Consider the following 12,725-nt stretch of genomic DNA (forward strand, 5'->3'; position numbering starts at 1 on the left):
GCCGCAAGAGGCTTGCCGAGTACGCCGCCAGCGCGCCAAGATAAGCCTCACGCAACGAGGACCCGGCATGAAGTTCTGTAGCAACTGTGGCAGCCCTATCAGCCAGCTCATCCCAGCGGGTGATAACCGGTTGCGCCATGTGTGCGGGCAGTGCCAGACCATCCACTATCAGAACCCGCGAATCATCGCCGGCTGCCTGCCCGTGTGGGGCGAGCAAGTGCTGCTGTGCCGCCGCGCCATCGAGCCGCGGCGTGGCTACTGGACCCTGCCCGCCGGCTTTATGGAAAACGGCGAAACCCTGGAACAGGCCGCCGCCCGCGAAACCGAGGAGGAAGCCTGTGCGCGGGTGCGCAACCTCAGCCTTTATACCCTGTTCGACCTGCCGCATATCAATCAGGTGTACATGCTGTTTCGCGCCGAGCTGGTCGACCTGGACTTTCACCCCGGGGAAGAAAGCCTCGAGGTGCAGCTATTCGATGAGCAGGATGTCCCCTGGTCAGAGCTGGCTTTCCCGACCATCGGGCGTACCTTAGAATGCTACTTCGCCGACCGCGTGCAACAGCACTTTCCGGTTCGCAACGAGCCGCTTGAAGCCTTGCGCGCACATTACAAGAAAGCCTTTTGATTCACGGGACATACGATGCGCTGGTTGTTCGCCCTACTCTGCCTGACCGTTACCCTGGCGGCTCCCGCCAGCACCACGCCGACCCTCAAGGGCAAAATCATCGACAAGGTGTTGGTGGTCAAGTCTGAACGCAAGCTGCACCTGATCAGCCGTGGCAACACCCTCAAGTCCTATCGCATCTCCCTAGGCAAGAAACCTAAAGGGGCGAAACAACGCGAAGGCGACCTGCGCACCCCGGAAGGCTTCTATTGGATCGACTGGCGCAAGCCCAGCGAGAACTACAACCTGTCGATGCACATCTCCTACCCGAATGCTCGCGACCAGGCACAGGCGCGCAAGAGCGGCGTATCGGCAGGCGGCATGATCATGATTCACGGCACGCCGCTGGATGAGGAATACCCCGAGTGGATGTTCCACACCCTGGACTGGACCGAAGGCTGCATCGCCATGCGCAACATCGACATGCGCGAGATCTGGGCAGTGGTCAAGGACGGCACCCTGATCGAAATCAGGCCGTAAAGCAGCCAAATGCATAAACCACGTAGATAAAAATGCACCGCAAGGGTGCCTTTTTATGCAGAAATTTCAGAGTCTATTCAAAGTCTCGCGAGCTAGAGCCATGCAAGGCAAAAACAGGCGAGGAAGCGGAGTTTACGAGCTGTAAATGAGCATTCCGAGCCTGTTTATAACGCAGCAGGGCCGACGCGCAGCAGACTTTTGCAGGCCCTCAGAACTGGATATCCGACAGGCGCCACACGTCGAAGGCCGGCATGTCATAGGGATGGGCCGTCTTCATGGCCTTGACCGCGTCGTGGATCAGCTCGTCAGCCACCACCATCTCGACCTTCCACTCAGCCAACTGCTCAAGCCGCCCAGGCTGGCCGATAAACGGCTGACTGCCTTCCAGCGCCTTGAACTGCCCCTGCCCGAGGGTCTGCCAGCAGCATTGCTCATACTGGCCGATGCGACCGCCGCCAGCAGCAAAAATGGCGCTTTTGACCACATCCAGATGAGTTTCAGGCACGTAAAAACACAGCTTGTACATCGAAGTCTCCGCCGGCAAGACTGATAGAAAACAGTCCAAGAATGATGCCACAAGATAATGGCACTTTGCCTTATCCGCAGTACGCGGCCTTCATCACAGTTGCAGTCTATGACCCAATAATGCGCACGGCGTTCAGCCACGCTGAGCCAATCAGCATAGCTGGCAGACACTAAAAACCACGGAAAAACCGCAGCCAACGCGTCTTGAGGCCATTAACCGGGCGGTTATGGCTGCCATCGCAGTACGGCAGGCATTGTGATTGGCCACAGCGGCACAGCAGCAGAAACTGCTCGCGTTGCGGCAGTACGTGCAATCCGGCAGAACAGCCAGTAGAACAATCGGGAAGCTGGGGCGAACGCCCGCAGCGGCACAGCAGCAAAGTATCGCCAGGTTTGACCTGGCGCACCTCGGGCAGGATCGGCGCGGGCTTATCCAACATAATCCCGCGCCAACTGGATCAATCCACCCACACGCGAGCGTTGCGGAACATCCGCAGCCAGCCGGCATCTTCCTGCCAGTCGTCTGGTTTCCAGGAGTTCTGCACGGCGCGGAATACCCGCTCCGGGTGCGGCATCATGATGGTCACGCGACCGTCACGGCTGGTCAGACCGGTAATCCCGCGCGGCGAACCGTTGGGGTTGGCCGGGTAGGTTTCGGTGACCTTGCCGTGGTTGTCGATAAAGCGCATCGCTACGCAGCCAGACAGATCGGCTTCGAGCAGAGCTTCTTCGTTCTCGAACTCGGCATGGCCCTCGCCGTGAGCGATGGCGATCGGCATACGCGAACCGGCCATACCACGCAGGAAGATCGACGCCGACTCCTGCACCTGAACCATGGCCACGCGCGCTTCGAACTGCTCCGAACGGTTGCGCACAAAGTGCGGCCAGAACTCGGTACCAGGGATCAGCTCGTGCAGATTACTCATCATCTGGCAGCCGTTGCACACGCCCAGGCTGAAGCTGTCCTTGCGCTCGAAGAAGGCTTGGAAGCCATCACGGGCACGGGCGTTGAACAGAATCGACTTGGCCCAGCCTTCGCCGGCACCCAGCACGTCACCGTAGGAGAAGCCGCCACAGGCGACCAGACCTTTGAATTCTTCCAGGCTGACGCGGCCGCTGAGGATGTCACTCATGTGCACGTCGATCGCGTTGAAACCGGCGCGGTCGAAGGCCGCGGCCATTTCCACCTGACCGTTGACGCCCTGCTCACGCAGCACGGCGATCTGCGGACGCACGCCCTTACGGATGTACGGCGCGCTGATGTCCTGATTGACGTCGAAGCTGAGCTTGGCCGACAGGCCCGGATTGTCCTCGTCGAGGATCGTGTCGAATTCCTGCTCGGCGCACTGCACGTTGTCGCGCAGACGCTGGATCTGGTAGCTGGTTTGCGCCCACTGGCGCTGCAGCAAGCGACGCTGACCGCCAAATACCGGCTGGCCGTTGAAGCTGATCGCCACGTCGTCGCTGTTGACCGGCTGACCGATCACCGCCACGCAGTCGCCCAGACCCGCAGCGCTGAACTGTGCCAACACTTCCGGCGTCGCGTCCTGATGCACCTGGATAACTGCACCCAGCTCTTCGTTGAACAGCACGGCGGCCAGCTCAGCGCTGTTATCGGCCAAGGCATCGAGGAACAGGTTGAGGCCGCAATGACCGGCGAAGGCCATTTCCAGCGCAGTGACCAGCAGGCCACCGTCGGAACGGTCGTGATAAGCGAGGATATGACCGTCGGCGTTGAGGCCCTGGATCACCGCGAAGAAGGCCTTGAGGTCTTCGGCGTCATCCACATCCGGTGCCTGGGTGCCAAGCTTGCCGTACACCTGGGTGAGGATCGAGGCACCCAGGCGGTTCTGCCCGCGACCGAGGTCGATCAGGATCAGGTCGGTTTCGCCCTTGTCCATGCGCAGTTGCGGGGTCAGGGTCTTGCGGATATCGCTGACCGGAGCAAAACCGGTCACAACCAATGACAGCGGCGAGGTCACGCTCTTGTCCGTGCCCGCGTCCGTCCACTGGGTTTTCATCGACATCGAGTCCTTGCCCACCGGGATGGTGATGCCCAGCTCCGGGCACAGCTGCATGCCGACCGCTTTCACGGTGTCGTACAGCCGCGCGTCTTCACCCGGGTGGCCAGCAGCGGCCATCCAGTTGGCGGACAGCTTGATATCAGACATCTTCTCGATGCGCGACGCGGCCAGATTGGTCAGGGTTTCGCCAATCGCCATGCGCCCGGACGCCGCAGCGTCCAGCAGCGCCAGCGGCGTGCGCTCGCCCATGGCCATGGCTTCACCGCTGTAAACGTCGAAGCTGGTGGCGGTCACGGCGCAATCGGCCACCGGTACCTGCCACGGGCCAACCATCTGGTCGCGGGCAACCAGACCGGTGATGGTGCGATCGCCGATGGTGATCAGGAAGCTCTTGCTGGCCACGGCCGGGTGATGCAGTACGCGGGTCACGGCTTCGTCGATGGCCAGGGCGCTGGCATCGAAGTCATCGCCCAGCTCACTTTCACGAGTGGCCGAACGGTGCATGCGCGGCGGCTTGCCGAGCAGCACTTCCAGCGGCATGTCCACCGGGGTGTTGGCGAAGTGGCTGTCAGTCACGGTCAGGTGGGCTTCTTCGGTGGCCTCGCCGACTACCGCGAACGGGCAACGCTCGCGCTCACAGATCGCCTTGAAACGCTCGAAATCGACGGCACTGACGGCCAGCACGTAACGTTCCTGGGACTCGTTGCTCCAGATCTCGTGCGGGGCCATGCCCGGCTCGTCGTTGGGCACGTTGCGCAGCTCGAAGCGGCCACCGCGGCCACCGTCGTTGACCAGCTCCGGGAAGGCGTTGGAAATACCACCGGCACCGACGTCGTGGATAAAGGCGATGGGGTTGTTGTCACCCAGCTGCCAGCAACGGTCGATGACCTCTTGGCAACGGCGTTCCATTTCCGGGTTTTCGCGCTGTACCGAGGCGAAATCCAGGTCAGCCGAGCTGGCACCGGTGGCGACCGACGAAGCGGCACCGCCGCCCAGGCCGATCAGCATGGCTGGGCCGCCGAGCACGATCAGCTTGGCGCCCACGGTGATCTCGGCCTTCTGCACGTGATCTGCACGGATATTGCCCATGCCGCCGGCGAGCATGATCGGCTTGTGGTAACCCCGTACTTCTTCACCGCGCGGGGTCTGGATCGCCTGCTCGAAGGTGCGGAAGTAGCCGGCCAGAGCCGGACGGCCGAATTCGTTGTTGAACGCCGCGCCGCCCAGCGGGCCTTCGATCATGATATCCAGCGCGGTAACGATGCGCTCGGGCTTGCCGTAAGGCACTTCCCAAGGCTGCTCGAAACCGGGGATGTTCAGGTTGGACACAGTGAAACCGGTCAGCCCCGCCTTCGGCTTGGCACCTCGACCGGTGGCACCTTCGTCGCGAATCTCGCCACCGGAACCGGTGGAAGCACCGGAGAACGGCGAGATGGCCGTCGGGTGGTTGTGGGTTTCCACCTTCATCAGGATATGCACGGGCTCCTGGGTCGCGCCGTACTGGCGGGTCTCAGGGTCCGGGAAGAAACGCCCAGCCACACTGCCAACGATCACCGAGGCGTTGTCCTTATAAGCGGACAACACGCCTTCGCTGTGCATCTGGTAGGTGTTCTTGATCATGCCGAACAGGGATTTCTCCTGGCTCTCGCCATCGATATCCCAGCTGGCATTGAAGATCTTGTGGCGGCAGTGCTCAGAGTTGGCCTGGGCAAACATCATCAGTTCGATGTCGTGGGGGTTGCGCCCCAGAGCGTTGAAGCTGGTCACCAGGTAGTCGACTTCGTCTTCGGCCAGGGCCAGGCCCATTTCGACGTTGGCCTTTTCCAGCGCGGCGCGGCCGCCACCCAGCACATCGACCGCAGTCAGCGGCTTGGGCTGCGCGTGGCTGAACAGCGCTGCAGCGCCTTCCAGGTTATCCAGCACCAGCTGGGTCATGCGGTCATGCAGCACATCGGCCACCTGCTGCGCCTCGGCGGCATTCAACTCGCCACCGACGTAGTAGGCCAGACCCCGTTCGATCCGCTGAACCTTCGCCAGGCCGCAGTTGCGCGCGATGTCACTGGCCTTGCTCGACCAGGGCGAAATAGTGCCAAAACGCGGAATGGTCAGGAACAGGCGGCCACTTGGCTCCTGCACCGGCACACTCGGGCCGTACTTCAGCAAACGGGCCAATACCTGCTCTTCGTCGGCCTGGAGCACGCCGGTCACTTCGGCAAAATGCGCAAACTCGGCATACAGCCCAGTCACAGCGGGGACTTTGCTGGTCAGTTGCTCAAGCAATTTACCGTGGCGAAAAGCAGAAAGGGCGGGAGCGCCGCGCAGGATCAACATCGGGGACAGCCTCTGGGAAGGGGTGTACTTTGAGGCCGTGCATTCTAGCCTAAAGCGTTGCCGACGACACCCGTGGCGGCCAGCAATAACGCGAGCCAAACGCAGTAATTGCGCTAACAGAGAAGCTATACGCTGTCGAGATATGGCGCGCAGCGGCCTTTGCGTATACTGCGCCAATGTTTGCCCAATCTGCGTTCCGTACGCGCTGCGCCTGCTGGCTGTCGGTGATCGGAATCCTCCTGCTGTTCGGTGGCTGCGCTGAAGAACCCAGCGCACTCGAACGCGTTCAGGCGGAGGGTGTACTGCGGGTGATCACCCGTAACAGCCCCGCCACCTATTTCCAGGACCGCAACGGCGAAACCGGTTTCGAATACGAACTGGTCAAACGCCTGGCCGACGACCTGGGCGTGAAGCTGCAAATTGAAACCGCCGACAACCTCGACGAGCTGTTCGCCAGCCTGAGCAAGCCCAACGGCCCGGTTCTCGCCGCTGCCGGCCTGGTAAAAAGCGACGGACGGCAGCAGCACGCGCGGTTCTCCCTGCCCTACCTGGAAGTCACCCCGCAGGTGATCTACCGCAACGGCCAGCAACGCCCGACTCGCCCGGCCGACCTGATCGGCAAACGCATCCTGGTGCTCAAGGGCAGCAGCCATGCCGAGCAACTGCAGGCGCTGAAGCTTGAACTACCGGACCTGGTCTTCGAGGAGTCCGCCGCCGTGGAAGTGGTCGACCTGCTGCGCATGGTCGATGAAGGTCAGATCGACCTGACACTGGTCGACTCCAATGAGCTGGCAATGAACCAGGTCTACTTCCCCAATGTGCGCGTGGCCTTCGACATCGGCGATGAGCAGAGCCTGGCCTGGGCCGTCGCGCCCGGCGAAGACAGCAGCCTGCTCAATGAGATCAACGCTTTTCTCGAACGCGCGCAGAAGAATGGCAGCCTGCAGCGCCTGAAAGATCGCTACTACGGCCACGTCGACGTACTCGGCTACGTCGGTGCCTACACCTTCGCCAAGCACCTGCAGCAGCGCCTGCCGCGCTACGAAGGATTCTTCCGTCAGGCCGCGCAGAAGCACGAGGTCGACTGGCGCTTGCTCGCGGCCATGGGCTACCAGGAATCACTCTGGCAACCCACCGCCACCTCGAAAACCGGGGTCCGCGGTCTGATGATGCTGACCCTGCGCACCGCCCAGGCCATGGGCGTGGCCGATCGCCTGAACCCCAAGCAGAGCATTGAGGGCGGTGCCAAGTACATCGCTTACGTGAAGAGCCAGCTGCCGGAAAGTATCCAGGAGCCCGACCGCACCTGGTTCGCGCTGGCCTCTTACAACGTCGGCGGTGGCCACTTGGAAGATGCGCGCAAGCTCACCGAGGCCGAAGGCCTGAACCCGGATAAATGGCTGGACGTGCAGAAGATTCTGCCGCGCCTGTCGCAGAAGCAGTGGTACAGCAAAACCCGGCATGGCTACGCCCGCGGCGGCGAGCCGGTGCACTTTGTGCGCAACATCCGCCGCTATTACGACATTCTCACCTGGGTCACTCAGCCGCAGCTGGAAGGTACCCAGGTCGCGGAAGGCAGCCTGCATGTGCCGGGCATCGACAAACGCCAGCCCAATGAGCAGACCCCACCGCTTTAACGCTGCTCGCGCCTGGCTTTAAAAAATTCACTCAGTGCCGCCCCGCACTCCTCGGCCAGCACACCGCCCTCGATCAGCACCCGGTGATTGAGAAAATCCTGGCTGAAGAACTGCCCACGACTGATCGCCACCCCGGCCTTGGGCTCGGTCGCGCCATACACCACCCGCATGATCCGTGAATGCACGATCAAGCCGGCGCACATGCTGCACGGTTCCAGGGTCACATACAGGGTGCTGCCGGGCAGGCGGTAATTGCACAGGTCGGCAGCCGCGGCGCGGATCGCCACCATCTCGGCGTGCGCGCTGGGGTCATGGGTGGTGATCGGGCAATTGAAGCCGCGCCCGACAATCTGCCCATCCTGCACCAGCACCGCACCCACCGGCACTTCGCCCAGGGCAGCGCCTTCGGCCGCCAGGGCCAGGGCTTCGCGCATAAAGCGCTGATCTTGGCTGCGATCAATAATCAGTGGCTGACGCACGTTTAAGCGACCTCGATTGATGCCATCAGACCGGTTTCCATATGGTCGATCACATGGCAGTGGAACATCCATACCCCAGGATTATCGGCAACCAGCGCCACCCGCGCGCGCTCGTTCTTGCCCAGCAGGTAGGTGTCGGTGAAATACGGAATGATCGTCTTGCGATCCGATGCCAGCACCTTGAAGCTCATGCCGTGCAGATGTATCGGGTGCTGATACTGGCTGAGGTTACGCAGCTCGAAGATATAGCTCTTGCCCAGTTGCAGGCGGGCAATCGGCCGGTCGGCGCAGGTCTTGTCATTGTTGTCCCAGGCCTGGCCGTTGATCTGCCAGAAGCTATGCGCCGCGCCCTGCTCCAGGCCAACCGACACCGCACCGGCCCATTCGAAGTTGAAACGCAGGGTCTCGGCACTGGCCAGATCCGGCTCGGCCACCGGATTGGCCGGCAGCGCCGGCGGCCACTCGCCCGCCACCTCCACACTGGCCACCGCGCGCAAGGTGGCCAGGCGCAGCGGGCCGTTGCGCAGGGGCAGCTCAGAGCCGGCGGACGGCACCTTGAGCGCCAGGTCCAGGCGCATGCCCGGGCCCAGCCAGTATTCCTTGCCCAACAGCCGCGGCTCGACCGGATTGCCGTCCAGCGCATAGATCCGCGCGTCCGCGCCGGGCAAGTTGAGGCGATAAGTCAGGGTGTTATCCAGGTTGATCAGGCGCAGGCGCACCACCTGCCCGGCCGGTAGATCCAGAACCGGCGCGTGCACGCCATTGACCGAACTCAAGCGTCCCGGCGTACCACCGCGCGCCGCCTCGCGCGGCACGCTGAAATCGGTAAACGCGCCCTGCGCATCGACATGCCAGCTCTTCAGGTTCAGCGTGCGCTCATGACGAAAGCCAGTGGGCTCGCGCTCTTCGACAACCAGCGCGCCGACCAGGCCACGCCCGAGCTGCTCGCTGCTGGCGATATGCGGGTGATACCAGTAGCTGCCGGCATCCGGAGTGATAAAGGCGTAGTCGAAGTACTCGCCCGGCAGCACCGGCAGTTGCGAAACATAGGGCACGCCGTCCATCGCCAGCGGCAGGCGGATGCCGTGCCAGTGGATGGTGGTCGGCACCTCCAGCTTGTTGGTAAAGCGCACGCGCAGCCGCTCACCCTGACGGCAACGCAACTCCACACCGGGGGCCTGGCCGCCGTAGGCCCAGGCCGGGGTCGTGTGCCCCGGCACCAGTTGCAGGTCGAGCGGCGCGGCGATCAGCTCATAGTCGTGGTTCGCCACGTTTTCCGGGCGACCCAGCCAATAGCGCACGCCGCCAGCGCCGAGGCCGACCACGCCGAGACCGGCCAAGCCAGCGAGAATCTGTCTGCGGGTAAACGTCATTTATCCATCCCGTAGCCCATAGCATAAGGGCAGCCTTGGCTGCCCTTATGCTTCAGATCATTCCCACTCGATGGTCGCTGGCGGCTTGCTCGACACGTCGTAGGTGACGCGGGAGATGCCTTCGATTTCATTGATGATGCGGCCGCTGACGGTTTCCAGCAGCTCGTAGGGCAGGTGCGCCCAACGTGCGGTCATAAAGTCGATGGTTTCCACGGCGCGCAGGGCGACAACCCAGGCGTAACGGCGGCCATCACCGACCACGCCCACCGACTTCACTGGCTGGAACACCACGAAGGCCTGGCTGACCTTGTGGTACCAGTCGGCCTTGCGCAGCTCTTCGATAAAGATATGGTCAGCACAACGCAGCAGGTCGGCGTATTCCTTCTTCACTTCACCGAGGATGCGCACGCCCAGGCCTGGGCCGGGGAATGGGTGACGGTAAACCATGTCGTACGGCAGGCCGAGTTCGAGACCCAGGCGACGCACTTCGTCCTTGAACAGTTCGCGCAGTGGCTCGACCAGTTTCAGGTTCATTTCTTCCGGCAGGCCGCCGACGTTGTGGTGCGACTTGATCACGTGGGCCTTGCCGCTTTTCGCGCCAGCCGACTCGATCACGTCCGGGTAGATGGTGCCCTGGGCGAGGAACTTGATGTTTTCCAGTTGCGAGGCCTGGGCATCGAACACGTCGATAAAGGTGCGACCGATAATCTTGCGCTTCTTCTCCGGATCCGCTTCGCCGGCCAGGTTGCCGAGGAACTGCTCTTCGGCGTTGGCGCGGATCACTTTGACGCCCATGTTCTCGGCGAACATGGCCATCACTTGCTCGCCTTCGTGCAGGCGCAGCAGGCCGTTGTCGACGAATACGCAGGTCAGCTGGTCGCCAATGGCCTTGTGCAGCAGTGCAGCCACTACCGAGGAATCGACACCGCCGGACAGGCCGAGCAGTACGTTGGCGCTGCCAACCTGGGCGCGCACGTTGGCGATGGCGTCTTCAACGATGTTGGAGGCGGTCCACAGCGCTTCGCAGCCGCAGATTTCCAGGATAAAGCGCGAGAGGATGCGACCGCCCTGCTTGGTGTGGGTCACTTCCGGGTGGAACTGCACGCCGTAGTAGCCGCGGCTGTCGTCGGCCATGGCGGCGATCGGGCAGCTCGGGGTGCTGGCGAGAATATGGAAGCCGGCCGGCATGGCGGTGACTTTGTCGCCGTGGCTCATCCACACGTCGAGACCGAACACACCGTCGTCATCGACGTGGTCTTCGATGCCGTTGAGCAGGCGGGCCTTGCCGACCACATCGACACGGGCATAACCGAATTCACGCAGATCGGAACCTTCAACCTTGCCGCCCAGCTGCTCGGCCATGGTCTGCATGCCGTAGCAGATACCGAAAACCGGTACGCCGAGGTCGAACACAGCTTTCGGTGCACGCGGGCTGCCGGCTTCATGCACCGACTCCGGACCACCGGCGAGGATGATGCCGCGCGGGGCGAAGGCACGGATGTCATCGTCGCTCATATCGAACGGGTGCAGCTCGCAATACACACCGATCTCGCGCACGCGGCGGGCGATCAGCTGGGTGTACTGGGAACCGAAATCCAGAATCAGGATGCGGTGAGCGTGGATGTCTTGATGAGCCATGGCCGTCTCTCGTAGCGGAATTCACAAATGACTCGGGGCTGCCCTGTAAAACAACAGCGACAGCCCCGGGCTTTATATCAACTGATCAACAATCAGCCCACGCGGTAGTTCGGGGCTTCTTTGGTGATCTGCACATCGTGTACATGGGACTCGGCCATGCCAGCGCCGGTGATGCGCACAAACTCAGGCTTGCTGCGCATCTCTTCGACCGTCGCACAACCGGTATAGCCCATGGAGGCACGCAGGCCGCCCATCAGCTGGTGAACGATGGCGGCCATTGCGCCCTTGTACGGCACACGGCCTTCGATGCCTTCCGGCACCAGCTTCTCGGCACCGGCCGAGGAGTCCTGGAAGTAACGATCGGAAGAACCCTGCGCCTGCGCCATCGCGCCCAGCGAACCCATGCCACGGTAAGCCTTGTAGGAACGACCCTGGAACAGCTCGACTTCGCCTGGCGCTTCTTCAGTACCAGCGAGCATCGAACCGATCATCACGCAGGACGCACCTGCGACGATGGCCTTGGACAGGTCACCGGAGAAGCGGATACCGCCATCGGCGATCAGCGGCACACCGGTGCCAGCCAGAGCGGCAGCAACGTTGGCCACGGCGGAGATTTGCGGCACGCCGACACCCGCGACAATACGCGTGGTGCAGATCGAGCCAGGGCCGATACCGACCTTGACCGCATCAGCACCAGCTTCGGCAAGGGCCTTGGCGGCTTCGCCGGTGGCGATGTTGCCGCCGATCACCTGAACGTCCGGGAAGTTCTGCTTGACCCAGCGCACGCGGTCGATAACGCCCTTGGAGTGACCGTGGGCAGTGTCGACGATGATCACGTCAACGCCAGCGTTAGCCAGTGCAGCAACGCGGTCAGCGGTGTCAGCACCGGTACCGACGGCGGCACCAACGCGCAGACGACCTTGATCGTCCTTGCTGGCCAGCGGGTAGGCCTTGGCTTTTTCGATGTCCTTGACGGTCATCATGCCCTTCAAATGGAAGGCATCATCGACGATCAGGACTTTTTCGATGCGGTGCTTGTGCAGCAAGTCGCGCACGACATTCTTGTCGGCGCCTTCCTTGACAGTGACCAGACGCTCTTTCGGCGTCATCACTTCACGCACGGTGGCGTCCAGGCGGTTCTCGAAACGCACGTCACGGGAGGTGACGATGCCGACCAGGTCGCCATCGCTCAGCACCGGTACGCCGGATATATTGTGCATGCGGGTCAGTTCGAACAGATCACGCACGGTGGCGTCGGCTTCGATGGTGATCGGGTCCTTGACCACGCCCGCCTCGTAACGCTTGACCTTGCGCACTTCGGCAGCCTGCTGCTCGACGGTCATGTTCTTGTGGATGATGCCGATGCCGCCTTCCTGAGCCATGGCAATCGCCAGACGGGCTTCAGTCACGGTATCCATGGCAGCAGAGAGCAACGGAATATTCAGTTCGATGCCACGGGTCAGGCGCGTTTTGAGGCTGACATCCTTCGGCAGAACTTCGGAATAACCTGGAATAAGTAGAACGTCGTCGAAGGTAAGAGCTTCTTGACTGATACGCAGCATGGCGGGGGCTCC

10 protein-coding genes are annotated in these 12,725 nt (G+C 62.2%); 3 read left to right on the top strand and 7 right to left on the bottom strand.

What is annotated here, in order from left to right:
* The first annotated feature begins 67 nt into the window (after positions 1–67).
* Together WBK23_RS06160 and WBK23_RS06165 are read left to right on the top strand one after the other, a co-directional pair.
* Positions 68–625, top strand: a complete 558-nt coding sequence (locus WBK23_RS06160) for an NUDIX hydrolase (RefSeq protein ID WP_424483079.1) — start codon at positions 68–70, stop codon at positions 623–625.
* Positions 626–640: 15 nt separating this feature from the next.
* Positions 641–1,144, top strand: coding sequence for a L,D-transpeptidase family protein (locus WBK23_RS06165; protein ID WP_424483080.1), 504 nt, complete (start codon positions 641–643; stop codon positions 1,142–1,144).
* Positions 1,145–1,352: 208 nt separating this feature from the next.
* Here WBK23_RS06165 and WBK23_RS06170 read toward each other — a convergent pair whose 3' ends face one another.
* The 3 genes from WBK23_RS06170 to purL all read right to left on the bottom strand — a co-directional run bounded on the left by WBK23_RS06170 (position 1,353) and on the right by purL (position 6,024).
* Entirely contained in the window at positions 1,353–1,670 is a 318-nt protein-coding gene (locus tag WBK23_RS06170) for an NGG1p interacting factor NIF3 (protein ID WP_424483081.1), read from the bottom strand.
* Positions 1,671–1,839: 169 nt separating this feature from the next.
* Positions 1,840–2,109 carry a CDGSH iron-sulfur domain-containing protein gene (locus WBK23_RS06175; RefSeq protein ID WP_424483082.1) on the bottom strand — a complete coding sequence of 90 codons (270 nt, stop codon included), beginning with the start codon at positions 2,107–2,109 and terminating at the stop codon, positions 1,840–1,842.
* 18 nt (positions 2,110–2,127) lie between these two features.
* The gene (gene purL / locus WBK23_RS06180; RefSeq protein WP_424483083.1) at positions 2,128–6,024 is read right to left on the bottom strand and encodes a phosphoribosylformylglycinamidine synthase; all 3,897 of its coding nucleotides are present in this window, start codon (positions 6,022–6,024) and stop codon (positions 2,128–2,130) included.
* 176 nt (positions 6,025–6,200) lie between these two features.
* Here purL and mltF point away from each other — a divergent pair, with 176 nt between their 5' ends.
* Positions 6,201–7,661, top strand: coding sequence for a membrane-bound lytic murein transglycosylase MltF (gene mltF / locus WBK23_RS06185; RefSeq protein ID WP_424483084.1), 1,461 nt, complete (start codon positions 6,201–6,203; stop codon positions 7,659–7,661).
* Here mltF and tadA read toward each other — a convergent pair.
* The 4 genes from tadA to guaB all read right to left on the bottom strand — a co-directional run bounded on the left by tadA (position 7,658) and on the right by guaB (position 12,713).
* Complete coding sequence (gene tadA, locus WBK23_RS06190; protein WP_424483085.1) at positions 7,658–8,140, bottom strand: tRNA adenosine(34) deaminase TadA; 483 nt, start codon at positions 8,138–8,140, stop codon at positions 7,658–7,660. The two genes, mltF and tadA, sit on opposite strands and share 4 nt — an antisense overlap.
* Positions 8,141–8,142: 2 nt before the next feature.
* Complete coding sequence (locus WBK23_RS06195) at positions 8,143–9,513, bottom strand: multicopper oxidase family protein (RefSeq protein WP_424483086.1); 1,371 nt, start codon at positions 9,511–9,513, stop codon at positions 8,143–8,145.
* Positions 9,514–9,570: 57 nt separating this feature from the next.
* On the bottom strand, positions 9,571–11,151 hold the full coding sequence (gene guaA, locus WBK23_RS06200) for a glutamine-hydrolyzing GMP synthase (protein ID WP_424483087.1): 1,581 nt from the start codon (positions 11,149–11,151) through the stop codon (positions 9,571–9,573).
* A 92-nt stretch (positions 11,152–11,243) separates the two neighbouring features.
* Entirely contained in the window at positions 11,244–12,713 is a 1,470-nt protein-coding gene (gene guaB, locus WBK23_RS06205) for an IMP dehydrogenase (RefSeq protein ID WP_424483088.1), read from the bottom strand.
* Between the last annotated feature and the right edge of the window lie 12 nt (positions 12,714–12,725).

It is taken from the genome of Pseudomonas sp., assembly GCF_049653025.1.
Lineage (GTDB): Bacteria > Pseudomonadota > Gammaproteobacteria > Pseudomonadales > Pseudomonadaceae > Aquipseudomonas.

Coding starts and splice junctions, on each gene's coding strand:
- guaB (WP_424483088.1), bottom strand. CDS start 12,713: ATGCTGCGTATCAGTCAAGAAGCTCTTACCTTCGACGACGTTCTACTT.
- WBK23_RS06165 (WP_424483080.1), top strand. CDS start 641: ATGCGCTGGTTGTTCGCCCTACTCTGCCTGACCGTTACCCTGGCGGCT.
- mltF (WP_424483084.1), top strand. CDS start 6,201: ATGTTTGCCCAATCTGCGTTCCGTACGCGCTGCGCCTGCTGGCTGTCG.
- WBK23_RS06170 (WP_424483081.1), bottom strand. CDS start 1,670: ATGTACAAGCTGTGTTTTTACGTGCCTGAAACTCATCTGGATGTGGTC.
- WBK23_RS06160 (WP_424483079.1), top strand. CDS start 68: ATGAAGTTCTGTAGCAACTGTGGCAGCCCTATCAGCCAGCTCATCCCA.
- WBK23_RS06175 (WP_424483082.1), bottom strand. CDS start 2,109: ATGTTGGATAAGCCCGCGCCGATCCTGCCCGAGGTGCGCCAGGTCAAA.
- guaA (WP_424483087.1), bottom strand. CDS start 11,151: ATGGCTCATCAAGACATCCACGCTCACCGCATCCTGATTCTGGATTTC.
- WBK23_RS06195 (WP_424483086.1), bottom strand. CDS start 9,513: ATGACGTTTACCCGCAGACAGATTCTCGCTGGCTTGGCCGGTCTCGGC.
- purL (WP_424483083.1), bottom strand. CDS start 6,024: ATGTTGATCCTGCGCGGCGCTCCCGCCCTTTCTGCTTTTCGCCACGGT.